Consider the following 25,665-nt stretch of genomic DNA (forward strand, 5'->3'; position numbering starts at 1 on the left):
TTCGGAATTAAGGATTGAAGGGGGCGGGAGCGCCCCCTTTATTTATACGGCCATCCTAAAAGCCTTTAATTTTTCTGTTCCGCCATAGGCCCCGTTCGCTTCGAACTCCAGCCTCCAATTGGTGTGTACCGGCTTAACGATCTCAACGGTCTTGTCCATATAGTTTCGGTAATAGCTCCAGAGAAAATAGCGAAGTGCGTTGACCTCAAAGGGAATACGGCACGATACCCACTGCTTTTCCTTGGTCAGCACGATGCTCTTCCTGTTAAGGAGCGATTGGTCGGGAACTTTGTTGTATTTGATATATTCCTTCGCCAAGCTTCCGTTGTATTTCAGTACCTCATTGTGCAGCTTCGCCAACGGTTTCTGCCCTTCGGGATCGAAGCGGACGGCCAAATGGTCCTTGCCCACCCTGAACAGAAAGCGCGAATCGTTGATAAAGGAAATGAGCATCAGGTCATGGATATAGCCCTCGATCTTGGAGGATCCGGTAAAACTGAGCACCATTTTTTTCAGCTTCGTACGCTTCAGAATCTGCACCAGTAGTTTTGAGGTGTCGTAATTGATGTTGGATATCGTAAGGTAGACCACATTCTCCAATCGGAACCTTCGATGAAAGGCCATGGCCTCCATGGGGTTGCGGAGTACCACTAAATGCTTGATGGTATCGGGGACCTTACTGAACCAAACGGATTTGGAAATATCGCTTTCCGCTATCAGGGAAAGCTTCCCTTCCTTGTCCATGGCATATCCCGTAAGGGTGTTGGCTAAGTTTCGATAGGGGAAATACAATTGGCCCTCCGGATTTTCGTAGATACAATCTTGGAAAATGTCGGAACCGACGCCTGCTAGGATTTTCGGCCTTAGGGAAAGTTCCTCGGTCAGTGCTTCAAAATGATTGAAACCGATGTCAACAACTTCAAGTGAATTTTTGGAGCCGTCATTTAGAAAAAATTCCGATTTTTTTTCAAGCTCTACATAGAAATCCTCGATTTTAGTCCACAGACCCGTTCTCGCCTCTGCATCCGTTCGGGAAAGCCGTTCCAATATAAAGTCAAAAACGGTCAGTTTTGTCTTGGGTCCGCTCGGTTTGTAATAGCGATATCCGAACTCGGTCCTTATGACGATATACTGCTCCTTCCCGATTTGGTAGCATATAATGGTACTCGTTTTTCGTTGCACCACAAGCCCAAAATAATCCATTAGGGCCGGTAGATCCAGCGTTGCATCAAATTTTCGCCATGTGTTATTCATATTTGTAAAAATTACATATATTTGCAATAATTACTACAAATATAAATAAAATTTGTAATAATCAAAATTTTGTCAAGATTCTTCGCAATAAATTCGTTATGAGCACATGGAAGAACATTAAAAAATCTTCGATCGGTTGGATAAAGGGATACGCCCAAAAAGTGGGCGGCATCACCAATTCCACGGATAGCGGTCATTTTACCCCACAGAACAGCAGTTACTGGATTTTTGTCGGGGTGTTCTTTCTTTGTATCGCCGCCAATCGATTTTTTTACAATAATCCCCAAAATACCAAAGACCTTGGAAAGCTAACAAGGCAAATAAACAAACCCATGACCGAGGAATCAAGGGAAGACCTGATCTATCAACGGCTCAACGAATTATTGCACGACTTGGAAAATTTCGAGCAAATGGACCGGTTAAAACCGTTTTTGCCCTTGCGCCCGGAAATCTTGGACAGTGTGCCCTCGACGGTTCCCCTGTTCCGGGAGCACTATGTTCTCTCAAGTTCCTATGGAAACCGGCACCATCCCATCCATCGGGTCACTAGGAAGCATTTTGGGGTCGATTTGGCGGCGGAAAAGGATACCCCGATCTATTGTACGGCTGCCGGAAGGGTGGCCCATATCGAAAACGATCCCAATGGGCATGGCCTGCATGTTATCATTTCACATGCCTATGGTTTCAGTACCCTATACGGGCATATGGAATCCGTGGCGGTCGAACTCGGGGAAGTACTCGATGCCCATGATTTTATTGGAACCGTTGGGAATACGGGGATTTCCACTGGACCCCATTTGCACTACGAGGTCATCAAGGACGGAAAGAGGGTAAATCCCGCATCTTCCTTCAATATAAAGTATGAGGCGTATTCCAATTTAAAAATCGATTGAACCGATAGCCATGAAATCGTATCTCACTATTCGCAATTCCATTAAACTCTTCCACAGGATCAAAAATTTTGTGTCCCAATTTTTGGACCCCGACTTCAGTGCATTTAAAAAATTTGAATTTAAGGCCGTTCCGACCGATCAATTGAATGACCTCAGAAAGTTGCGATATGTCCGTGATCTCAAATTGGCCGAATCGGGTTTTATCAATACGGCATTGAAAGAGCAGTTGGCCCTTTTAAAAAGTAAAGACCAGCTGTTCCAAAAAGACCGGAATATTACCCCTATAGGTCGCATATCCATCCATGAAAACGAAAATAAGTTGATGAAACTGTTATTGGGGTATCATAGGGTAGAGAATAGGACTTATATATCCTTTACCCATGTGAACAATTGTCCGGTCTGGCGCAACTATTCCATTTCGCTACTAAAGGAAAGGGTTCAACACCTGTATCCTTCCAGATCCGATCATTTGTTTATGAAGCACAGGTATTTCCAAAGGGATGTCGACCATTTGGATATGCAGACCAAAAACAGGCTGCTCCACCTTTTCAACGATACTTTAAGTAATATTTACTCATACAATCGGCATCTACAAAATGGCATCCAAACTCTAGGGCCGCCTGGCGATAAACTACCCAAATTTTCCAAAACGTTGCCTATTCAGGTCGAACAAGGTTTGGAGGGACTTTTCGTTCCAGCAACCCTAGGAAAAAACGTTGTCGTACTGGTGCCCTATCTAAAAGTCGCCAATGAAAAAAATCGCCTATATCTCTCGGTAGGCGAATTCCGCACATTACTTGGACAAAAATCAATAACCTTTTTGGCCGAGACCAAATACGGCGTTTTCCTAGGCATTCATGGGAACAGATTATTCCTAAAGGCTACGGACAGTGTGGGAGGTATCGATGTTTTAAAGCAATGGACATTGCTGGATGATTTTTTGGAATCCAAAAACGTCCCGAAACGGTTAAAGTACGAGGTCGTCAAAAACCTTATTGAGAAGAAGGACTATCTCATAGATGTGGACAAGATTCCCTTGCGGCAGACCAACGATACCCTACTGCTAAAAAAGCATTACGGTTCAGGTAAAACCTATTTTGCGTTGACTAAAAACGGCAAGAAACCAGAACTCAAGGAATATAGGCCCATTGCCAATCTAAAAAGCAAACATCCCGAATACTACCGTGGCTACAGGGAATATATGAACCGTACCAATCCCTTGGAACCATTGGGGACTAAAGAAAAAAGAAGAATTAAATTTTCCATTTGACACCATGCTTTTTGAGATAACGATTTTGGACACAACTGGACGCCCCTTACTACGGGATGCTTTCCTTATGGACAGTATTACCACGTTGTTGGATTTTACATCAGAAATATTACAACCATGGAGCGAAAGTACTGAGCAACAGGCCTATGAACTATTCATCCACTCCGAAAAGGGGCGACACGTTTTCTATCACTTCGATTCACTTGAAGGCGTGATGCTGTTCAAGAACGCCTTGTACGAACACCTTATCGAATTGAACGAAACTCTGCGTCCAAATATTGAAAACGCGAAAGATTTTACACTGTCAAACAAACCTTAAAAAATACAATCTATGACACAGGCAGAACTATTGCTTACCTCGGAAACCCAAAAATTCCGGGCCGAACATCCGGAAACGATCAAGGACTGGGAGCGTCAGCTTTCCAGTGGGGAATGCGGTCCCGACCTTCATTTTTGTTTTTACGCGTTGGAGGCCTATCCGAACCTGACCGCCCGTTTGGATGCTGCGGAATACCGTTTTGATTTTGCCATCAATGCCCATATCCTGCACGCCAAATTGCAGGAACAGTTTCTTGAGGACGGCCACATTGGGCCCCTTGCGCTGGAACATGCCAATGAAGCCCTGTCGGATATCTATCGGGCCCTGAACGAAAAACACCCAAAGGGAAGGGCGGCCATTCTGAAATCGCTTCAATAGTCCGGGATGAAACAGGAACATTTGGCCCAGATCGTTGCCTTGATAAAGGCATCGAATCCCAAGAACTATTATATCAACAATTCCGGACTTGCCAAGTTGGGGGAACTGTTGTTCTATCCTGCATCCGGGAAGGAAAAACAGGGGCAACAATTGCTTCAGACCCTTGAACAGGCCTTTCCGGAGACCTTCATGGAAATACTGGATTCGTTGCGGCGGTACCATCTGACCAGCTACTATACCCCCAAGACCCTTATCGAATATAAAATCGGTCTTCTAAAAAAGAACGGGTTTGAACCCAAGACCATACTGGAGCCCTCGGCGGGCAATGGGGCCTATGTGCAGGAATTGAAAAAGGCCTTCCCCGAAGCCCATATCACAGCTATGGAACCCGATATCCTATCCTTTGAGATCCTCAAGGCCAACAACCAAAAAGACGACCGTGTAACCGTATTGAACACCACTTTTGAGGATTTTTTTCTGGATCAAGGGGAAAAGACCCGTTTCGATCTGGTCATGACCAATATCCCTTTTGGCGACATTCCCATCACCAAGGCCTATCGACACGATTACCTGACGGAAGGTCCGCTCAAGAATGTGGGCAATTATTTTAATTTTTATGCGCCGAAGATGGTACGTCATGGCGGTATCACGGCCTTGGTTACCTCTTCGGCCTTTGCCGAGCGAAGTGCCTACAATGACTTTAGGGAGTCTATATTGTTGGAGAACGACCTACTCCTGGCCAACCGTTTCAACACCGATCTGTTCGTAAAGGAGGGCACCAAGGTCGTATCGGATCTATTGGTTTACCGAAGGACTTCCAACAAAAAAACGCTGTCCGCCGACGAAATGGATTTTGCGGATACCGAAGCCGTTGAACTGGAAGGTCAATCCTTTCTGACCAATCGTTTTTTCAAGAACAATCCGGGGAACGTCCACGGTACGCCCAAGCTCGGCTTTTTCCACAGTAGGCCAAGTATGGTCGTTGAACCCAACGAAATACTCCTGTCCAGTTTTCTGGAAGGACAATCCGATGGTTTCAAGTTCGAGGTCGGTCCGGCACCTTCCGATATAACGAAAAAACCGGAATCCTTGCCAAAGGAGGCCATGGCTGATGAACAAACGCCAGCACCACCAACGCCTCCTATCGTCGATACGGCTTTACCTCCGATTGTCTTGCATGATGACGATGCAAAACAATACTCCCGACTATTTTTCGGCACCTACAATTTTAACAAGAAAGGGGAGGTGCTGTTTTACACTGACCCACAGAGCACAAGAAAGGTACCCCATAAAATCAAGGAACTGGTGTCGGACTACGCCCGTATGCGGAACGAGCTTGTCCTGCTCAACCTCAATATCGAAAAAAGAGAACTTCCGGAGCAAGAAGTTGCCCGACGCTTCCAGGACCTGGACTACCAATTGGACACCTTCCATTTTAAGTGGGGATTCCTAAAGGGGCATCTCATATTTCTGAAGGACGACCATTATTTCGAGCATGTCCGTCAGCAGTTCGAGAAAAAGGTGGAGGGAAAGGATTATGGCAAAAATCCGTCGTTTGCCTTGGAACGATTTCTGAAGGCTCCTGGCGCCAAAACAAAACCCGATGAAACCGTTCCTGCTGAAATCGGCCCAGATACATCCGACGCGAAGGAACCCCGATTCGAGAATCCCGAACAAATGGCACGTTATCAATTTGACCATAACGGACAAATCGATATAGTTGCCATGGCAAAAGCCTTTAAGACCAACGAAAAACAATTGTTGCTGAACGGGTTGGAGACCCTTTCTTTTTTTCTGGAGCCCGATACGGAATCCGAAACGGGATATGCCGTGGTGCCCTATTTTCTATTCTCCAGTGGCTATATCCAAGACAAGATCGAATATGTCCGAAACCATCCTCCGCCATTCGAAATTGAAATGGAAAAGATGGAACGGGCATTGACGGAACTGCTTCCCGCAAAGTTGGACCTGGACGATATCGAGTTCAATTTCGAAAGCCATTTTATTCCTATTTCCGCGAAGGAGTCTTTTTTGGAGGAACTCATAGGCGAGAAGGTACAAATCAATATGGCGCAGTTCAACTCCACCCTGACCCTTATGTTCCCAAGGGACTTTAACCAAGAGGCCCACGAACGATTCAGTGTGGTGCTCCGCCATGAGGTCAAGGCGAACTATAAACGGATATTGCAACATTTTGCGGAAAATAGGTATCCGGTCATTTTTACTTCGTTCAAGGACCGATCTGGAAAGACCATTAGGAAATTGGACAAGGATGCCACCTTGATGGCCCAAAATCTTTACGAGGAGCTGCAGCTCCACTTCAAGTCCTTTATCGAAGGGCGGCAAGAGTTGAAGGCCACCATTGAGAACAACTATTACCAGGCCTTTTTGGCCGATGTCAATATCACGGTGCCCAAGGGATGGCTCACCTTTCCCGATACCTTGGTCTACCCGCCCTACCAGCATCAGATCGACTCCACCCTCTTCGGGCTTACCAAAGGGAGTGCCCTGAACGATCATCAGGTCGGAAAGGGCAAGACCCTATCCATGGCCATGCTGGCCCATAAACTGAAACAGCACGGGAAAAGCAGGAGAACCCTGTTACTGACTTTAAAAAGCGTAGCCCCCCAGATCGAGGCCGAGATCAGGGCCAATTTCCCACAGTTGAACATCCTCCGATTAAGTTCGAAGAACATGGCCAAGGGCAAAAGGGCCAGGACCTTGAAAACGATAAAAAACCATAGGGCCATTGACCTGATTATCGCCGAGCATGGCCATTTAAAGCAGATTCCCAAATCAAGACATTTCGTCCTGAATATCCTCGGGGAAAAAATCGATATGATCGAACAGGACTTACAAACGGCAAGGGAATACGGAAATATCAAGGAATCCAAGAAACTGATTAAGGGCCTTATCAAAAGAAAGGAACATTTGGAGGATAAGTTGCAGGCGACCTTAAAAAAATTGGAGGAACGGTCCGGGGAATCGGAGACAACACTGACCGATCTGGGCATCGAAGCTTTGATGATCGACGAGGCCCATTATTTCAAGAACATCGGTTTCACGACCCGGCATCAGAACGTATCCGGCCTCAACAACCATTCGGACAGTCAAAGGAACCTGGACCTTGAAATCAGCATAAAATCCATCCACCACAGGATGGGTCCCGACAAAAACATCTTTTTTTATAGCGGCACCCCTCTAAAAAACTCGGTTACCGAACTGTATGCCTACCAGCGCTATCTTACCCCTGCGGCACTGAAGCGCAAGAACATCTTCAATTTCGATGCTTGGGCCTCGATTTTCCTGAAGCAGAGCGTAAGCATCGAACCGAACATTTTCGGGGATCCGAGGATGCATGCGCGATTTCGATACTATACCAATCTGCCCGAATTGAGCAAGATGTACAACTCCTTTACCCATATCTGTAGGGACAAACATTTCAAGACCCATGACCTTGAAGTGGACAGGGAATTTATCATTTTGGAGTCGACACCAGCCTATGAAGAACTCAAACAGGCCTCGCTCAGGTTTACAAAGGATCTCAACCAAAATGCCCTGTTCAAGGTTCCCATTTACAACGCAGACCAAATGAAGTCCGCACACATAACGGCACTCAACATCAACCGTTCCCTTTTGATCGACCCTTTGGCAAAGGACAATCTTGCCATCGATTTTTCGGAACTCGACCAATTCAAACTGCAACGTCTGTGCCGGGATGTTGCCGAGCTTTATAAAAAAACATCGGAACACAAAGGGGTGTGCTTGGTGTTCTCCGACCTGAATGTTTGGAAACCGGGACAGTACAACTCGTACGACACGGTCCGCGAAATCCTTCGGGAAGACTATGACATTCCAGCCCATGAAATTGCCTTGGCCCAAGAGGAAAAGGCGAAGAACAAAACGGATTTCATGCAAGAAAAGATACGAAATGGAGAGATTAGGGTGGCACTCGGTAGTACACAGGTATTGGGTACGGGCACGAATATCCAAAAACGGGTCGTAGGCATCTTCCATATGGACATTCCCTATTCCCCAGATGCCTTCGACCAACGTGCCGGACGGGGCCTGCGCAAGGGAAATGAAGTGGCCCAAATCTATGGCAATACGGTGGTGGAGCGATTTTACGGCATCAAGGATTCCACGGACATCTTTTCCTATTCGTTGAATACCCATAAAGAAAGATTTCGGGAACAGATCAGGGAGGCCGATCCGAACAAGCGCATTTATGACGACCTCGTTCCCGATGACAAGAGCCTGTCCTATGAACAGATGCAGGCCGCGTTGATTGGGGATATGGACCAGTTTCAACTCGTCAAGCTTTCGGATGACCTAAAGTTTCTACAATCGCAAAAGCGGTTGCACGAGCTCAACAAGGCCAATTCCTTCAAAGCCATCGAGCGCATCGAAAAGGAAAACAAACATATTGTTTCCCAAGTGGCCGATTTGGAGAGGGCGCAAAATACGATCAGCCAGCTGAACCTGCCCATGGATGAAATCGAACCCGAGGACATGGGCCAGTTGCAAAGAAGTTTGCTAGGTCTCGTTTCGGGTTCCGAACTCGAATCGAGTGTCCATAACATAAGGGAACCCAAAACATTTTTCAAAGGATTGGGCCTGGCGATGGTCGAACGGTCGAATTTGAACCTGAACATACAAAAGCACAAGCAAGTTGCCCGCTTGCAAACCCTGAACGCCAATTTGGTCTTTCAAGCGGAATATGTTCCCTCAAACCACAATTATCTCTATTGCTATCGGCTAGAGTTCAGGAATATCCACATCGCTGGCAGAAAACAGCAACGGTTCGATCCGGAAAAAGTGGCCCTGCAACTCGTCAAGCTATGTCAAAAGGTAAAACGGGAAATCAGCTCCAAGAAATTCGATCTGGACTATAACCTGCGTTCGATGGAAACCCATAAAAAGAAAACGGCTATTGGCTTCCCTCGGGAAAAAACGGCCAAGATGCAGGTATTAAGACAGGATATCAAAGAGCTCAAACGAAAAAGGGCAGTCAAAGTCTAACCACGGCAAAGACTATTTCGTAAATTCCAATTTAGAATGTAAACACACCTAAAGTGAGATATAGCCACACTACCTTATAAATAAGTAGTTGAATGTTGACAGTTAGCCCCTTTAAAATGGATATTTCTTAGGCAATAGCTATGCGGTTGTTTTAAAAAGCAACTTACAGAGATTCCTGAGATTGTGAAGTTCAAATTAAATTGGAGTTGTTTGTCCGGCATATAATAGGGAGAAATTTCATTTAACCCTTTCAGAACCTATTATTAGCACTTTCTTTGAAAACAAAGAGCGATAAACTCTTTATTTTTATTATCCTGTTCAAATACAAAAAAGGAATTATCTTTAGGTTGTTATCTTTGTTCAAAACAAAATTTATATGCTCAATAACTTGCAATTTAACTTTAGGAAAGAAAAAGAAGGCCCTGAAAATGACTTGGTCAATACTTTTCTAAATCAATACACTCACAACTTTGAGAAGAAAAATTACAAGTTTAAAATAATGAAGGAAGTTTATGCTGAGACAGGAATCCCAGATATTCTGATTGTGGTATGGGAAGATGTTAATAAAAGTGATTGGTCGCCAAAGCGAAACAAACTCGATAAAACAGACATTAAAATCCTGCACCATATTTCTTCAAATGGTAAAAGAGGTATCCGTTTTAAAAGAATACTTCAACAACTTGGGTACTCCGAAAAATCCGCTCAGAAATCCCTTAAAAAGCTGGTGCAAGCAGAGCTTATATTCTTTAACGGAATGACTGCCAGAATAAAGGATTTTGAAAATTCCTTTTTTGTACGTGAAATCATTTCCATCGAAGCTAAAATGAGTGATTGGAAGAATGCGTTTAAGCAAGCACAGTTAAATGAAAACTTTTCCTCACATTCTTATGTGTTGCTTCCTGATAAAACCATAACCGAGAATGTAGTGTCTTCGATCAATGGCAACCTTGGAATTTTATCTCAAAGTGAAGACGGCGCAAAATTGAAGGTAAGGGCAAAAAAAGCCAAACTACCTGGGTCTTATTTCTCTTGGATTATCAATGAATATATAGGCCGTCAATTGGCATCAGCTTTGTAAGTTTTATGATAGAAGAATTAAAGGATTTAAATCTAATCAAAAAAGGGGGGCAAAAGGAAGTTTTCCAAGGTACACATGATGAACATGGTCAAATCGTATTCAAGAAAGTTTTTCCAAATTCTGACAGTTTAGAGCGAACAAAAAGGGAAATAAGAGCGGTATCCGTACTAGACGAATCTCCGAATATACCTAGAATCATCGCTCATAATTGCGAAGAAGCTGACCCAGAATTTATTTGGATTGTCGAAGAGTACATTTCAGGGCAAAATCTAAGGGACGCCATAAATGACGGCAGAAAGTTCCTAATAAATGATATTGTTCGGTTTTTGGACACTATGCTCGAAATAGCTGTTCATTCCGAAAACAAACAACTGGTGCATAGGGATATTAAACCAGAGAATATTATCCTCGACGATGATGACAACTTTTGGCTTCTTGATTTTGGAATAGCAAGACACCTTGATCTAGAATCCATAACCAAGTCTGATGACCCCTTTGGCCTATTTACAGTGGGTTACGCATCCTCAGAACAATTTAGAAACTATAAAAAAGATATTGATATACGCGCAGACCTTTTTTCAATAGGGGTGGTTTGTTATGAATTGTTAAGGGGGCAAAATTTTTATATGGTCGATGTCGATAATGATATTTTTAAGGTTCTTAGAAAACTGGAGAATATATCTTTACCGCCTCTGAGAATAGAAGGCGATGGACAATTCCAACTCTCTACCTTTATTAGTCTTTTAGGAGACCATCGAAGAAATAGAAGGCCGAATACGGCTAATGAGGCAAAAATTGTTTTTGACACTTTAAAGGAAACACTTACTTTAAATTAAATGGAACTATACCTTCAATTTGGATATGGAATGATGGCGCATTGCAAGCACCTTATTAAGAACTGGCAATCAGGCACTGTAATTTTGAGTCCAAGGGATCAAGACATAGATCAAATGAACGGTTTTGTTCCGGACATACATAAAGTAGGTGGTCAAGTTGTCTTTGATCCTCAATTTTATGTGCCGCACGCTGACCATGGAAGATTGACATCCCATTCGTTTTGGCCATCGGATTATTCAACAGCTCTTTTTAATTCGGTCGACGTCAGAAGAATGCTCGCAGTATTAAGGGACGAGTATAATAGCCCTTATGAAACGCCATTTTTCATCCTACCGGGAAGCAGAAGCTCTGAAATCAATGATAATTGGTATAACTACCATACTTTAATTATCAATGAAGCACAAAATTTAAATGTTCATGAAAACATTTATTTCACTTTGTGTTTATCTCAAGAAGCTATGAATTCTGAGGAGGCAATTCACGATGTTTTAGAATATATGGATACTTGGAATGTGCAAGGCTGCTATGTGGTACCAGAACCATCTAACAATCGCTATTTGGTTGACAACCCAAATTGGCTTGTCAATCTAATGGATTTAACCGCAGGTTTAAAACTTCAAGGTAAACAGGTTGTTGTTGGCTACGCCAATCATCAAATGCTCAATTTGGCACTTACGAAAACCGATGCAATAGCATCCGGAAATTGGCTCAATGTTAGGAGCTTTAATGCCAATAAGTTCAACAATCCGGAGGATTCTGTTAGTAGGAGGTCAACATGGTACTATTGTCCTCAGAGCCTATCGGAATATCAAATACCGTTTTTAGATATTGCGAGACGTTTGGGTATTTTGAGTGATTTAAGAACGGATACAGAAAACCTTTCTGGTTATGCCGATATTCTCTTTTCTGGTGCGCAACCAACAACTGTCAAATATGGCGACCGAGAGTCTTTCCGGCACTATCTACAATGTTTACGAATGCAAGCCCAAAATACCGTGAAAGAATCTTATATTGAGACTAAGGAATCCATTAAATTAAGACTGGAAGGAGCCGATAGACTTACCAAATATTTTAATGACAATGGAATACGAGGAAAAGACAGGGATTTTTCGGATGTTGTAGACTCCAACCTTTCTGCTTTAAATGTTTTTCACAGATTAAGAGGAATGGTCTTAAGTCACAAATGGGATTCTATTTAAATTTCCTATGGATTTATACATCTCAGTTATCAACTACGAAAAGCGCATGAATTAACGAAAGCCCTACTTCGTATGCAACACAGCCTGCCATAGATACCGTAAACTACTTCCGCAAAAATTTTTACGGTTACCTAAAGTCCATCCAAAAATTTGCAATGATTCCCGCCCGCCTCCAATAAGCGGACACCGGTTCCAACGCCCCTTCGGGGCGTATTTTGTGGTGAGGGGAAGAAGAAGTCGATTGTGGTTTAAATCCTTAATTTTCAATGATTAGAAGATTCTTGAGGGTATCTTGTAACAACAATTAAAAGCAAAATCTATGGAAACATTCTTTAAATCTTTGGGCAAGACGGGCATCGGGCAATTCTCCATATCGGTCTCCTTTCACGGTACGGACTGTGCGGTCTCGCTACTCCCAAAGGCATCGGAGGGGGATAACGCCCTAAAAGCGATACGGCCCTTCACGCTCAAGGGCAGCATCGAGGAAATCGATACCGTCTTTTTGGAACGGTTGGGGAAACCCATGCAGGAAACAAAAGTCCTGTTCGACAATGCCAACGGCTATCTCAGCAACTTGAAAAAGGCAGAGGAAAAGACCAAAATGGCGAACGACCGCAAGGAGAAAAAGAAAAAGGCGCTGTCCGACCTAAAGGAACTGGTGAAGGACAAGAACTTTAACCCAATGGCTGAACACAGGAAGGCCGTGAATCTGGCCAACAAAGTACTGGAACTCGATGAAAACGACGCTTTGGCAAAAAAGACCATCGAGGATATGAAAGCCTATCAACAACCCACCTTTTTTTAACCCACAAGCATTATGGAAGTATTAGGATTGGAACGAAAATTTATGATAAAAAACGTCTCGGGGGAATCCGTCTTGGACGACATCGACCTGAATTGGACACCGGAGCGGATCAAAGATCACTATGCCTCGGTGTATCCCGAACTGACCAACGCCAAGATCGTGGATAACGGCATTGTCGACGGGCGTCATGAAATTATGTTCAAGACCATAGCGGGAACCAAAGGATAGCGATGAATGAAAAAGAAGCACATACCATCAAAAAGGGAACTGTCGCACTTCCACAAGGCCTTGTTCGGCATTCTGGATTCACGGACAAAGCCATCATCGGGAACCCGAAGAGCCAAACACGTCCAACAAGGGGATCGTTTTTTTCTGACCTGACCATTCCGATCTTGCCCCGATTCGAGGTATTCGACGGTGGGGACGAAAATCGATGGGACATGCTAGGCACCCTGACGAAAAATGCATTGGATACGCTTACGGGCAAGGCATCCGCCTTGACGGAAGGGAGGCCTGAAATGCGGTTCTTCGGACAATTGCAACGATTGCACATGGAAATTCCCGATGCACTGGTAAAGGAGGTATGTACACAAGAGGGAAATGATGGCATCCTTGTCATGAAACCCGTTTTTGAGGCACACCATATTTGGGCGATTCCAATGGCCCCCATATTTTCGCTGCGAATCCGCAGTCCAAAATTGTTCGCTAGCCTGCTGTCCTTTGTGCATTCATTGCCCTTTGACAATGTATTCAAGCGGATGGGCTACCTCTTGGAATGCTTGTTCGAATGGTCGTTGGGGGTTTCGGAATCCGAATCCGACCCCGAGACAGACTGTTGTGCCGAGGGGCCATGCGTCCTGTGCTTTATCGAGGCCCATGCTTCCGATTATGCGGAGTACGAGGATTTCGATTGGCTGGCCTGTATGCGTGGCTACCGTCCAAAGAACACCTTGTTCAAAATGATACGGGATTTGCTTTTGGAAGCCCCTATCATTGATTTCAATGCCTTTGCCAACCTATGTTTTTTGGAAGATGACATGGATATGGAAGTGGACGACCTGATCGTCTTTTTGGATAGGGAGGATTCCCAATTGGAGAATGGCTATATCAACTTTGTAAACGAGATCGCACAGTACGGCTACTCCCATACCATCTACGACACATCCCTTACCCTTGGGAACGATATCAAACCCTTTGTAATGCGAGAGGAAGGGCAGGTAAATGCCGTTTTCAATTTTATGGATCTTTTGAACGAACTCTTAAAAAAACTCTGATGGAAGAATGCACCCTTCACAACCCGAAATTTCATTTTGAACCCAAAATAGCCATCATAGGTTATGAGGCCATAAACGGGTATTACGGACGGGACGAATGTTACTTTTCAAGGCATACCGTTCGAAATGGGAAATTGGGGGTAGGGTCCCCGCTTACCATGGATATGGTAAGGGACATGCTCAAATTGGTCGATGTGGACCAAAGTGAGTTTTCCTTTAAGGGCCGGTTGCCCAAACAGTTGCTCTATTTCAGGGACAAGGGGACGTTGCAGTTGGTCTGGTCTTGCGACCGAACCACGGAAAGGCTTCTTTTTAAGGAGCAATTGGACATACCTACGGGAACATATCCCATACCCAAATTGGTATTTTCCCTTTCGGGGGAATCGCTTTCCGTTTTTGCCATAACACGAAAAAAGCCGATCCATGACGGCACGGAACTCTACCATGCCCCTTTTATGAACGTCTATGCCTCTGGAAAGGTGTGCATGGGCGATGCGATGTTGCAATATCGCCATTTGGACTTTTATGAGGACATCATTGCCTTTGTGGAAAAGCAATTTTTCCTGTCCGTGTTTACCCATACAAACCACGACCATCTGCTCAACGGAAACTACACGGAGTTAATGCTCCAAATGCAGGGAATACAGAATTTCGAGGAGTCCCTTTTACTCGCGAACCACCAACTTTTACAGCATGTCTATGAAAACTGATTTTCACTACGCCCCGAATTATTTTTTCGCTCCCACACATCCCATTACCATTGCATTGGTCGGGGCAGGGGGCAACGGTTCCCTTATATTGGCACGTTTGTCAAGGCTCGACCATGCCTTGGTGCAGTTGGGGCATCCAGGCCTCTATGTGACCGTTTTCGACGGGGACTTGGTACAGCCCTCGAACGTGGGCCGACAGCTCTATGCCCCACAGGACGTTGGGGGCAACAAGGCCATTTGTGCCGTAACCAAGGTCAACCATACCTTCGGACTGCAATGGGATGCCGTTCCCGAACGGATAGGTGCGGACGATAAAAGATTGCACGCCAATTTGATCATTAGCTGTGTGGACGGTGCCGATTTTCGGTTGGAACTGGCAAAGGTTTTGGAACACCCACACTCAAGTTCCTATCCCTATGAGAACCAACATTATTGGTTGGATCTGGGCAACGGAAAATACTTTGGTCAGTATGTCCTCGGAAATCTGCAACACAATGATCGGCCTTCGAATGGGGAGGTGCAAAACCAAAAGTTATATCATATCGTTGATTTGTTCCCCGACCTATTGGCGATGGAAAAAGAGGTCGAACAGGGAATGGGATGTAGCTATGCGGACAAGTTGCAGGAACAATCGCTGTTCATCAATGATGCCCTGTCATCGATGGCCGTCCATTGCCTTTATGAACTACTAACGAACAAAAAAATCAAATATCACGGGGCATTCGTAAACCTTGAAACGGGCAGGACGAATCCGCTTCCCATAAAATCCAATATACATGCTATCGCTTGAAATTCTTTACGAAAAACTTCCCTTTTTGGGATTCATTATTTTTATATGGATTATTTTACAGGGAATTCTCAGGCTCAAACGTTTTTTGGGAATACCGTTTCTACTTTTTCTTTTCATCATGGTCGGCATTCCATTTATAAAAGATCTGGTATGGCTCTTCGGTGCAATGGAACTATCGGTCTGGGGATATTATATCGCTAAAAGATGGCCGAGGCCATATTCCTGATCTTACCATTGGAATGATCGTTCTTATTGGTTCGTCTTTTTCTCTCCCTCCCCATGGTTTCTGCGGGAATTGAAAACCCTCCACCTTCAAGCCTGACCGAGCGAGCACGCTGCGCTGGCTCGCATTCGGTCGTCTTTCCGGCTACTGATTTTCAACCCCCTCGAAACGGGATGCAAAAGTATGGAAGCCCCTATCGGGGTCCCATACCTTTGCGGAACGTGTTTTGTAGTTCCATTCGTATAAGATTTTTGTTCAATGTTTTTACCATCCATTTCTGTGTGTAAGATATTTGGCCGATTTTTTTAGGTAAACAAGTTGGAACGCAATTATGGTAGGAATAGAATAATTATCCCAAAAGTATATTGTAACAAAAATTTACTAAATTTGTTACAGATAAGATGAATGTGTTATGCAGAGTGTTGAGTCCAAAATAAAAAAATCCATTTCCAAAAAGGAGCGGGGAGAATTAGTGTTCCCCGATGATTTTCGGGGATTAGGTTCATCTGAAGCTATACGGTTGGCCCTCCACAGGATTGAAAAAGAAGGTTATATAAAAAGAGTGGCCCAAGGAATCTATGTCCGTCCCAAGATAAGTAAATATGCGGGAGAGGTATTGCCAACGGCAGAGGAGATTGCCATGGCCATAGCCAAAAGGGACAAGATCAGGTTGGTACCTACCGGGGTATATGCTTTAAGTGCATTGGGGCTTAGCACACAGGTACCCATGAAACTTGTCTTTCTTACCGATGGAGCTCCCCGGGAAATAAAATTGGGGAAACGAAGCATAAAACTAAAGAAGACCACTCCCAAGAATTTATCGGCCAAGGGAGAGATAAGCAGACTTGTCATACAGGCCCTTCGCGAGATTGGAAAGGAACAAGTAACGGACGAGGAAGAATCTAAAATAATAGCCCTCTTGAAAAAAGAAGACCAAAAAGACCTGCTTCACGATATAGCACTGGCCCCGGCATGGATTCGGAAAATTATGGAAAAGAGCTTGGACAATGAATAAAAATGAATAAAATGAAATTTTACGATATACCCAAAGAAGATAGGCTTGCCATCTTTAAAAATGTAGAAGGCAAAACGGGAATACCAGATTTTGCGGTTGAAAAGGACTGGTGGGTCGTCAGTACATTGGGAATAATATTTGAAATGGGGATAGCGGAACATTTGGTCTTTAAGGGCGGGACGTCGCTAAGCAAGGCTTGGAAACTGATCGATCGATTTAGCGAAGATATCGACCTTGCCGTTGACCGGGGATTTTTTGGATATTCAGGGGAGCTATCAAAAAAACAGCTGACCAAGCTGAGGAAAGAAACGAGTTCCTATATTTCAGGGAAATTTTATCCAGAGTTGCAGCAGCGATTTAAGAGCAATGGATTTAAGGATGTGGGTTTCAATATCATTCCGGCCGAATCAAGCGACCAAGACCCTCGTATCATAGAAATCTATTATCCATTTCTGACCAAATCCCCCGGATACATCCAACCAAGGGTACAAGTTGAAATTGGCTGTCGTTCTCTAAGGGAACCATTTCAATCAAAACCGATAAGCTCCTTTGTGGACGAAGAATATCCCGATGCCGAATTTGTAGCGCCTCCAGTAAAGGTTCCATCCGTAACCCCTGAAAGGACTTTTTTAGAAAAACTTTTTCTATTGCATGAGGAATTCCAACGTCCCAAGGAAAAGATAAGGGTGGATAGGCTAAGCCGTCATTTGTACGATATTTTCCAATTATCGAAAACGGAATTTGCGGTCAATGCCATCCACGACAAAGGTTTATATGAAACCATTGTAAATCATAGATATGTATTCACAAAACTTGGTGGGGTCGATTATAATCTGCATCGACCTCAGGATATACGGCCCATCCCACCCCCTGAGTATGAGGACGATTGGAAGGCAGATTATAAAACCATGCAAGAGCAAATGATTTATGGGGATTCCCCAGCCTATGAAAATTTGGTCAAGGGAATCCAAGGATTTTTAGAAAAGATGAATGTTTTGGATTGGAGAATGGGAGTGGAATTTCCCTTACCCAAAAGTTGAGATCAATTTGGGCAGGACAACCATATAAACGAATCAAATAGGAATAAAGACTATATAATCGGAATCCATAATGGATGATGTTTGATATGAACACCTAAATTTAATCATCTTTGTTATCGATTAAAGAATCAATGAGTTATGGGAAAAATTAAAAAATTTAATTCGGACACCTTCTTAAGGATATTCGCCCTATTAATGTCCGTGTCGCTGTGTTCTTGGATCGCACCACTTGTTTTTGAATTAGAGGTTAATGAGATTAAAGTGGTCTACATGATAAGAACATTCACTTTCGTTATGATTACTTTAATGATTATTGTTCCGTTAATTTTATTCTCTTTCGAAAAACCAAAAAAGTACAAATAGGCAATTAAAACGAATAGGAATGCCAGAAGACGAATTTTCCATACAGGTAAAGTCAAAATAGCAAGGAGAATACCTTGATGGATTTGTACGGTCTTCCCATTTATAAGGAAGAAGTTATAGACTATCTTTTGGAGGGTAATTGCGATAATCAGTTTCTGCTATTTATGTTCTCTTCAAAAGGGTGGATACGGCCAAGAACGAAGTGATGTATTATTTGAATCTTTTCCGTTACATTGATTAAATTTATACCATGTCGGAAACCCTATATAAAGTACTGGATTTCAGTCGGCCGATAGGCCGACAGTCGTTCAGGGAAGTCATTAGTGAACTGGATGGTCATTCCCCTTCCCACAAAAAGTCTGCGCTTTCAGAAGGGCAACTGAAAACCCTTATCGCGGCCATCTTTACGTATGGACTTCATTATGACGAAGTCCCCAAAGAGCAAAGGGAACTGCTGTTAAAGGCAATTCTGGAAGATAAACAACCGCTGTTTGACCTGTCCCAAACCTTTGGAAGACATCTGATGAACAACCTGGGTAATTCCGCGAAATTACAGCTGGAAGCACTAAAAAATATCGAATATGACTTTAAACGGCCATTGTCCAATGAACCGCTAGTGGATTTTGTAGAAATGGAACTCTTGGATCAGACCACCTCGTACCGGAAATGGGAATATGGCCGATTCTCCGTAGTTTACATGGCCGCTCATTTATCGAAGCATGTCGGATGGGAAAGTATGGAGAAAACCGTGAAAGAAAAGAAGCTCTTTCCCGAAGGTTATCTCAAAAGTCTTGGTAAGGAATTGGAAAATGCCCGCTATGGTCTCGATGCCCACGAACAATTACTGCTACATCTTATCGTAAAGGCCAAGCTCTGGCCAAAAAAGACTACTATGGCCGATTATTTATTGGCGGGTTCGATAACACAACAACACATTTTGGGCCTCTCCCTCCGGTCCGAAAAACTTGCCAAGGCCTTGGTAAATGCCATGGAGCGAACACCAAACATAAACAAACGCAGGGGCGGCCCTAAATTATGATTCCGTCGGAAAAACTGCTCAGCTATCTGGAGGAATTGGCCAAGGAGGAACATCCCGAGGTCAACGGCAAGGAATATTCCCGATCACAGGTCCTATTGGCCGAGCGTTTGGTACGCGAGGTACAAAATGCCATCGGCATCGCTTCGCAGAAACCGAAACTTTCCCGCAGGAGGGCCTTTATCGTAATCTTGGAAGAACTTTATTACAATGTCCCTAAATATCCCAAAGATCTTACCCTTCAAGGTATCCACAGAAGGGCTTCCCAACGGTTCGAATATATGAACAGAGACGTAAAATCCTTTACAACGCCCATGGAGGTGCATCCTAAAGACCCCTGTACTTTTTATGAGGACAACGCACATGGCAAGGCACGCTATAGATCCGCATTAAAGCATCTCGTATTGGAATCCCATAGATACTTTGAGGTTCCTGAAGCGGAGGCTTCGCTTAAAATCCTTTTTGAGGACGTAAAACTCTGCTGAATCGATTTACCGTACAACACTCCGTGTACGGCAAAGCCCTTATTGACTTGCGATATGTTTTAGGTTTGGCCTAAGTTAATCGGAGGTCACGTAGCAAGCCATGTTTTTGCAAGCAAAAACCGCTCACTTTGTTCGCGAGGCTTGTTGGGGATCCTCCCCAAACCCCTGAATTATGGCACGGCCAAAAAAAGATATTGAATCACTCAAGGCGATACGGGTCAATGTACGCATGACCGTCAATGAATACCTAATCGTCTCCGGAAATGCAGCCACGTTGGGCATGGGCATACCGGATTACATCCGGAAAAAAGTTACGGGCAGACCCCTTCCCAGAACCAAGGTTACGCCAGAGGACAGAAGATTGTTCATTGAGTTGAGCCGAATCGGCAACAACATCAACCAACTGACTAAAAATTCCCATTTACGTATGCATTCACCTAAAATCTTATATCGTCAATTGGGAGAGCTACAGCACCTTTTACAGGAACTAAAGTCGAACATTACCAACAAATGATAGCAAAACAGATAAAGGGAAAGGATTTTTACGGACTGTTGGCCTACAACCAAAAAAAGGTGGAGCTGGGCCAGGCCGTTGTGTTGGATGCGAATATTGATTTGGGCAGTTCTGTCGATATGGCCAAGGAGTTCAATTTGGTTCGGCAGTTACGCCCTAGGCTTGGTAAAGCGGTCTATCATGTGTCCTTGAACCTGCCGCCTGGCGATAAGATGCGTGATAGTGAATTCGTTTCGATGGGACTGGACTATCTAAAGGGAATGGGATTCGATGACAACCAATACATTATGTACCGCCATGACGACCAAAGCCACCAACACATCCATATCGTTGCCAATAGGGTAAAACTATCCGGAGCATTGGTCAGCGATAGCAGAGACTATGAGCGCAGCGAACGCTTGGTGCGAAAGCTGGAAAAGAAATATGGTCTTTCACAACTGCCAGACGCAAGCTTGGAAAGAGAGGCGGCACTAACTCAAAAAGAGATAGAGAAATCGCTCAGGACGGGTAACCCACCAATTAAAAGCCTGCTTCAACATCAATTGAGGGAGGCATTAAAACGTTCAGCTACTACAGAGGAATTTCTCAATCAATTGCGTTCAAGAGATATTTGGCCAAAGTTCAATATCAGTAAAACAACGGGACGGGTTTCCGGTATCTCCTTCAAATATGAAGGAGTGATTTATAAGGGCAGCAGCCTAGGCCGAAAATATTCATGGAACAACATCATAAAACAAATCGATTATGAACAAATCAGAGACCGTACAGTTATTCTCGAAAATAATCATGCAGAACAAGGAAATAAAGGAGTTGTTGCTCCGGATTCAGGCCCATCAAGGAACACTATCGGAAAAGCAAAAGATGCTGAGGGAGGGACAGTCCAAATTAGTGAAAAACCAAAATACGATTTGGGAGGCAATCAAAAGGATGGCCTAGATGACGAATCTTTCACTCCGTTCAAGATGGAACTGGAAGATTTCGACCGTTGGGAGCGGAAGAAGAAGAAAAAAGGAATGAGTTTATAATGTATCATGGAAGGAGGCTTGGTCAGCGATAAATTGTTGAATGCCCTGTTGGATAGCTTATCCGTCGAGGATTTGGAATCTATTCTGTCCCAGAAGATAACCAAGGAATGTCCTGACCATAAACCAAAACCAATGACCGAAAGGGAAAAACTAAAAAAACATTATAGAAACCTTTTCATTTCCATGGGCAAGCTTCACTTATAAAAATAGGATTCGTTGTCATTAGCTATACAAAATTCAATTATTACAATAGTAATTTTCATTAGCTAATCCTGAATTAGGTTAAGGATAACAAACCGCTATAATCCTCGGGGAGTTCCGCATCGATATCCTTCAAATAAGATTTAAGTGCCTTCAATGTAGAATGACCCGTAATCAGCATCAATTTATCACAAGTTTCTGTATAGGTAAATTCTTTCCTGAACTTCCTAAAAAGCAATGTTATAAAAGTATGCCTGAAAGAATAGATGGTATATTCACCTCCCAATTGCATCGTTTTTCCTTGTGAAAGAAGATATTCGTTGTATTTCTTTTTAAGTTTCCAAAACCGTTTGGTAAAATAATCCCTTCTACTTGATTCCGTAGCTTCCCATTCTCCAATACCAGCAGGAGTAAACAAAAAGTGATTTTGTACGGAGAAGTCCAAATCCTTGATTTCATGGTGGACGATATCCGGTATAATTTTGGTCTTTTCAGGTTTGTTCTTTGCTTGAACCCGTAATAGCTTTTGAGCAAGAAAAATATCCTTGACTTTTAGCCTGCATACCTCAATTGGGCGTAGAAAATTATAGGAGACAAATTTTATGAAAAGCAACAGAAGTGGGTCGTTTTCTTTGATAAAAGCGAACAGACCTTCCAAGATTTCTAACGAATAGGTCTTATGGCTTACCGATTTTGTATTGAGTACTTTGATATTCTCGATAAAATTTCTTGGGATAATATCGTTGTCTTCAAGCTCACCAAATAGGGAGCTCAATACGATGCGGGTGTTGTTCCTGTTTCTTGCACTGCTTTTTTTGACAATACTTTGTAGATAATTGTTGACGGTCTGTTTGGTAATGCTAAGGATGCTTTTATCGAGCAAGTTCTTTTTATTCAGGTATTTTTTAAACTGATTGTATCGGCTTTTGTAATCTTTAATGGAAGTGTCAGAAAGTTCATTGAGTTTTAGGGTATAGGCATAATCCAATGCGGCTCCGGCCGTATATTCCAAGGATTTTGAATTGAGTTTAAGCTTGTCTTTGTAAGGAGAATACCCTTCTTTCAGCATTTCCAGCAAAACCTCCTTGATTATCCCAAGATGAAATAATCTTTCTTTTTTTGTTTTGTAGTTTTTGTTGACGCTCATTGTTACTGGCGTTTGACGGACCAGCACGGGATTTCCAAGTTTGTCAAAAAGGTCCGGACTGGCATAGTCAAAATAGACGTACCACCTTTTGGAAAGGTCAAAATTGTCCCCGCCATGGTAGATTTTCGGTTCCGTGTATTTTTTCTTCTTCAATCCGTTTTTGTATGCGGTAGCGTATGCGCTTTGCAATATATCAAAAAAAGAACCCATTGACAACAGTTTTAAAAAGCTGTTAATCAATGGGTTATGTAGTAGCGGGGACTGGACTCGAACCAGCGACCTTCGGGTTATGAGCCCGACGAGCTACCTACTGCTCTATCCCGCGATATGGACGACAAAGATACAATTGTTTTCATGTAAATTCCAAATATGATTCACTTTCATTTTGAATAAGGAATAAATATCTTGACTTTCTTGTCCTTATAGGTTCCAAAACTATATTTTCAATTTTATTAGCTACTTTAGAACACATGAAGCAACTGAATGATATTTTAATACAGGCAATTTCCGGAACGGAATGGCCCATGTTTGTTCTATTGATTGGAGGAGGTCTTTTTTTAATGCTGTATTCCAGATTAATGCCCTACCGATATTTTGGACATGCCCTAGCAATAACTCGGGGAAAGTATGACGATAAGAATGCAAAAGGGGATGTTAGTTCCCTTCAGGCATTATCGGCGGCTGTTGCGGCTACCGTTGGACTTGGAAATATTTCAGGGGTCGCCATTGCCATTCATGACGGTGGTCCTGGAGTGGTTTTTTGGATTTGGATGACGGCATTGATAGGAATGTGTATTAAATTCTACTCCTGTAGTCTCTCCATAATGTTCAGGGGAGAAGACTCGGAAGGTCATTTACAGGGAGGACCCATGTTCTACATTGTAAATGGACTAGGTAAAAAATATAAACCTTTGGCCATATTCTTTGCCCTGGCCGGACTCTTTGGTTTTTTAGGTGTTTTTACGGCCAACCAATTTACGGAAACATTCATGAGTGTTATAAATCCATCCGAAACCATCATGCAAATGAGTGAATTTAACTGGAAATTGACCATTGGTTTTGTGTTGGCCATTGTGAGTTCTTTTGTCATCTTTGGTGGGTTGGAAAAAATAGCCAAAGTGGCCACTGCAATAGTACCCTTTATGGTGATGGTTTATTTGGTGGCTGTTTTATTTGTGATGTTCATGAATGCATCCCAGGTATTACCTTCGCTCAAGATGATTATAACGGAAGCTTGGAACTTTAAGTCTGTTGTTACCGGAGGATTTTGGGGACTTGTAATTATTGGAGTCCGGAGAGCTATGTTTTCCAATGAGGCCGGTCTGGGTAGTGCTCCCATGTACCATGGTCAGTCTAAAAACGATGAGCCCATACGGGAAGGATTGGTGGCCATGTTGGGCCCTTTTATAGATACAATACTGGTCTGTACTTTTACTGCCGTTGTTATTATTTTAAGTGGGGCTTATTTAGAAGATGGTAGCGGAATCGTAATGACCTTGAATGCCTTTCAAAAGACTTTGTTCGGTTTTGGCGATGAATTATTGATGGTCATTGTCTCAGCTTTTGCCCTTTCAACATTATTCACATATTCCTACTATGGAGTTAAGTGCCTTTCATTTTTGACGAATGCTAAAATTGGTAGATGGTACAATGTTTATTTTGTGATTATGATTGTTTTTGCGGCTATTGCTTCTTTGGAACTGGTTAAAAATCTTATCGATCTGTCCTATGCCCTTATGGTCATTCCAAATATGATTGCCGTACTTTTGTTGGCTCCTAAGGTTAATGCTGCCGCCAAGGTTTACTTTGAAAAATTAAAGTATGAAAGATCATAAAGCTGGTTTTGTAAATATTATTGGAAATCCCAACGTGGGCAAGTCCACCTTAATGAATGCCTTTGTGGGTGAAAAATTATCCATAATTACTTCGAAGGCACAAACTACAAGACACAGGATTCTAGGAATTGTAAACGGAGATGATTTTCAGGTTATCCTTTCGGATACCCCAGGGATTATAAAGCCTGCCTATGATCTTCAATCCTCAATGATGGATTTTGTGAAGTCGGCTTTCGATGATGCCGATGTACTATTATATATGGTCGAAATAGGTGAGAAGGCATTGAAGGATGAAAACTTCTTTGTTAAGATTAAGAATTCTAAGATTCCTGTACTCTTGCTTTTGAACAAAATCGATAGTGCCAGCCAAGAACTTTTGGAAGAACAGGTCCAGTATTGGCAGGAACAACTTCCATCCGTGGAAATTCATCCCATATCGGCCTTGCAAAACTTCAATGTTCGGGGTGTTTTTGAAAGAATTTTAGAGTTGTTGCCGGTCTCCCCACCGTATTATCCCAAGGACCAATTAACGGATAAACCGGAGCGTTTTTTTGTCAACGAGACCATACGGGAAAAAATACTCTTGTATTACAAAAAGGAAATTCCATATGCCGTGGAGGTGGAAACCGAGGAATTTCTTGAAGATGAAGAGATAATTAGAATTCGATCCGTAATCATGGTCGAGAGGGACTCCCAAAAAGGCATTATTATAGGCCATAAAGGCAGCGCACTGAAAAAAGTGGGTGTTGAAGCCCGAAAGGATTTGGAACAGTTTTTTGACAAGCAAGTCCACATTGAGCTTTATGTAAAAGTGAACAAAAATTGGCGGAACGACACGAGACAATTAAAACGTTTTGGTTACAATAAATAGTCAAATTGACTTTATGATTTATTAATCTGAGTATTCTTTGATTTTAAGTTGGTTAGGGAATATTCTTGAGAATACAATTTT

The 25,665-nt window shown here is 43.1% G+C and carries 24 protein-coding genes and 1 tRNA gene; 22 read left to right on the plus strand and 3 right to left on the minus strand.

Annotated elements, in window-relative coordinates; translation table 11 throughout:
- Positions 1-42 precede the first annotated feature (42 nt).
- Positions 43-1,254 carry a hypothetical protein gene (locus tag BFP75_RS09630; RefSeq protein WP_099545103.1) on the minus strand — a complete coding sequence of 404 codons (1,212 nt, stop codon included), beginning with the start codon at positions 1,252-1,254 and terminating at the stop codon, positions 43-45.
- A gap of 98 nt (positions 1,255-1,352) precedes the next feature.
- On the opposite strand from BFP75_RS09630, the gene BFP75_RS09635 reads away from it, so the two are divergent.
- The 20 genes from BFP75_RS09635 (at position 1,353) to BFP75_RS09735 (ending at position 21,734) form a co-directional block, all read left to right on the plus strand.
- Positions 1,353-2,147, plus strand: a complete 795-nt coding sequence (locus BFP75_RS09635; protein WP_099545105.1) for a M23 family metallopeptidase — start codon at positions 1,353-1,355, stop codon at positions 2,145-2,147.
- A gap of 10 nt (positions 2,148-2,157) precedes the next feature.
- Positions 2,158-3,417 (plus strand): hypothetical protein, encoded by a 1,260-nt coding sequence (locus tag BFP75_RS09640; protein WP_099545106.1) that lies wholly within the window; start codon positions 2,158-2,160, stop codon positions 3,415-3,417.
- A 4-nt stretch (positions 3,418-3,421) separates the two neighbouring features.
- Positions 3,422-3,736 carry a hypothetical protein gene (locus BFP75_RS09645; RefSeq protein ID WP_099545108.1) on the plus strand — a complete coding sequence of 105 codons (315 nt, stop codon included), beginning with the start codon at positions 3,422-3,424 and terminating at the stop codon, positions 3,734-3,736.
- A gap of 12 nt (positions 3,737-3,748) precedes the next feature.
- Positions 3,749-4,114: a hypothetical protein gene (locus BFP75_RS09650; RefSeq protein ID WP_099545109.1), complete on the plus strand. Its 366-nt coding sequence runs from the start codon at positions 3,749-3,751 to the stop codon at positions 4,112-4,114.
- 6 nt (positions 4,115-4,120) lie between these two features.
- Entirely contained in the window at positions 4,121-9,136 is a 5,016-nt protein-coding gene (locus BFP75_RS09655; protein ID WP_099545110.1) for a helicase-related protein, read from the plus strand.
- A 376-nt stretch (positions 9,137-9,512) separates the two neighbouring features.
- Positions 9,513-10,214, plus strand: coding sequence for an AsnC family protein (locus tag BFP75_RS09660; protein ID WP_099545112.1), 702 nt, complete (start codon positions 9,513-9,515; stop codon positions 10,212-10,214).
- Between the two features lie 5 nt (positions 10,215-10,219).
- Positions 10,220-11,050 carry a serine/threonine protein kinase gene (locus tag BFP75_RS09665; RefSeq protein WP_094997566.1) on the plus strand — a complete coding sequence of 277 codons (831 nt, stop codon included), beginning with the start codon at positions 10,220-10,222 and terminating at the stop codon, positions 11,048-11,050.
- Positions 11,051-12,250 (plus strand): hypothetical protein, encoded by a 1,200-nt coding sequence (locus tag BFP75_RS09670; RefSeq protein WP_099545113.1) that lies wholly within the window; start codon positions 11,051-11,053, stop codon positions 12,248-12,250.
- Positions 12,251-12,569: 319 nt separating this feature from the next.
- Complete coding sequence (locus BFP75_RS09675) at positions 12,570-13,055, plus strand: hypothetical protein (protein WP_094997568.1); 486 nt, start codon at positions 12,570-12,572, stop codon at positions 13,053-13,055.
- Between the two features lie 12 nt (positions 13,056-13,067).
- The gene (locus tag BFP75_RS09680) at positions 13,068-13,283 is read left to right on the plus strand and encodes a PRTRC system protein C (protein WP_094997569.1); all 216 of its coding nucleotides are present in this window, start codon (positions 13,068-13,070) and stop codon (positions 13,281-13,283) included.
- A gap of 2 nt (positions 13,284-13,285) precedes the next feature.
- The gene (locus BFP75_RS09685) at positions 13,286-14,329 is read left to right on the plus strand and encodes a hypothetical protein (protein WP_094997570.1); all 1,044 of its coding nucleotides are present in this window, start codon (positions 13,286-13,288) and stop codon (positions 14,327-14,329) included.
- Positions 14,329-15,039 (plus strand): hypothetical protein, encoded by a 711-nt coding sequence (locus tag BFP75_RS09690; protein WP_099545115.1) that lies wholly within the window; start codon positions 14,329-14,331, stop codon positions 15,037-15,039. The genes BFP75_RS09685 and BFP75_RS09690 overlap by 1 nt, the downstream gene beginning before the upstream one ends.
- Positions 15,029-15,829, plus strand: a complete 801-nt coding sequence (locus BFP75_RS09695) for a PRTRC system ThiF family protein (protein WP_158657149.1) — start codon at positions 15,029-15,031, stop codon at positions 15,827-15,829. The genes BFP75_RS09690 and BFP75_RS09695 overlap by 11 nt, the downstream gene beginning before the upstream one ends.
- A 635-nt stretch (positions 15,830-16,464) precedes the next feature.
- Positions 16,465-17,067, plus strand: coding sequence for an AbiEi antitoxin N-terminal domain-containing protein (locus tag BFP75_RS09700; protein ID WP_094997573.1), 603 nt, complete (start codon positions 16,465-16,467; stop codon positions 17,065-17,067).
- 11 nt (positions 17,068-17,078) lie between these two features.
- On the plus strand, positions 17,079-18,107 hold the full coding sequence (locus BFP75_RS09705; protein WP_225621182.1) for a nucleotidyl transferase AbiEii/AbiGii toxin family protein: 1,029 nt from the start codon (positions 17,079-17,081) through the stop codon (positions 18,105-18,107).
- 613 nt (positions 18,108-18,720) lie between these two features.
- Positions 18,721-19,509 carry a hypothetical protein gene (locus BFP75_RS09715; RefSeq protein ID WP_099545116.1) on the plus strand — a complete coding sequence of 263 codons (789 nt, stop codon included), beginning with the start codon at positions 18,721-18,723 and terminating at the stop codon, positions 19,507-19,509.
- A complete protein-coding gene (locus BFP75_RS09720; protein WP_099545118.1) occupies positions 19,506-19,991 on the plus strand; it encodes a hypothetical protein in 486 nt (161 codons plus the stop codon). Before BFP75_RS09715 ends, BFP75_RS09720 begins: the two co-directional genes overlap by 4 nt.
- A 172-nt stretch (positions 19,992-20,163) precedes the next feature.
- Positions 20,164-20,505 (plus strand): plasmid mobilization protein, encoded by a 342-nt coding sequence (locus BFP75_RS09725; RefSeq protein WP_099545120.1) that lies wholly within the window; start codon positions 20,164-20,166, stop codon positions 20,503-20,505.
- A complete protein-coding gene (locus tag BFP75_RS09730; protein WP_099545121.1) occupies positions 20,502-21,530 on the plus strand; it encodes a relaxase/mobilization nuclease domain-containing protein in 1,029 nt (342 codons plus the stop codon). The genes BFP75_RS09725 and BFP75_RS09730 overlap by 4 nt, the downstream gene beginning before the upstream one ends.
- Before the next feature lie 6 nt (positions 21,531-21,536).
- The gene (locus tag BFP75_RS09735) at positions 21,537-21,734 is read left to right on the plus strand and encodes a hypothetical protein (protein WP_099545123.1); all 198 of its coding nucleotides are present in this window, start codon (positions 21,537-21,539) and stop codon (positions 21,732-21,734) included.
- 73 nt (positions 21,735-21,807) lie between these two features.
- Here the strand turns inward: BFP75_RS09735 and BFP75_RS09740 are convergent, their stop codons facing one another.
- On the minus strand, positions 21,808-23,088 hold the full coding sequence (locus BFP75_RS09740) for a tyrosine-type recombinase/integrase (RefSeq protein WP_099545125.1): 1,281 nt from the start codon (positions 23,086-23,088) through the stop codon (positions 21,808-21,810).
- 42 nt (positions 23,089-23,130) lie between these two features.
- Positions 23,131-23,203: transfer RNA gene (locus BFP75_RS09745), tRNA-Met, on the minus strand.
- A 145-nt stretch (positions 23,204-23,348) separates the two neighbouring features.
- Between BFP75_RS09745 and BFP75_RS09750 the strand changes: the two genes are divergently transcribed.
- Both BFP75_RS09750 and era read left to right on the plus strand, forming a co-directional pair.
- A complete protein-coding gene (locus BFP75_RS09750; RefSeq protein WP_099545127.1) occupies positions 23,349-24,713 on the plus strand; it encodes an alanine/glycine:cation symporter family protein in 1,365 nt (454 codons plus the stop codon).
- Positions 24,700-25,584 carry a GTPase Era gene (gene era / locus BFP75_RS09755; RefSeq protein WP_099545129.1) on the plus strand — a complete coding sequence of 295 codons (885 nt, stop codon included), beginning with the start codon at positions 24,700-24,702 and terminating at the stop codon, positions 25,582-25,584. The genes BFP75_RS09750 and era overlap by 14 nt, the downstream gene beginning before the upstream one ends.
- Positions 25,585-25,665 lie beyond the last annotated feature (81 nt).

The sequence above is a fragment of the Maribacter sp. 4G9 genome (assembly GCF_002742265.1).
Lineage (GTDB): Bacteria > Bacteroidota > Bacteroidia > Flavobacteriales > Flavobacteriaceae > Maribacter.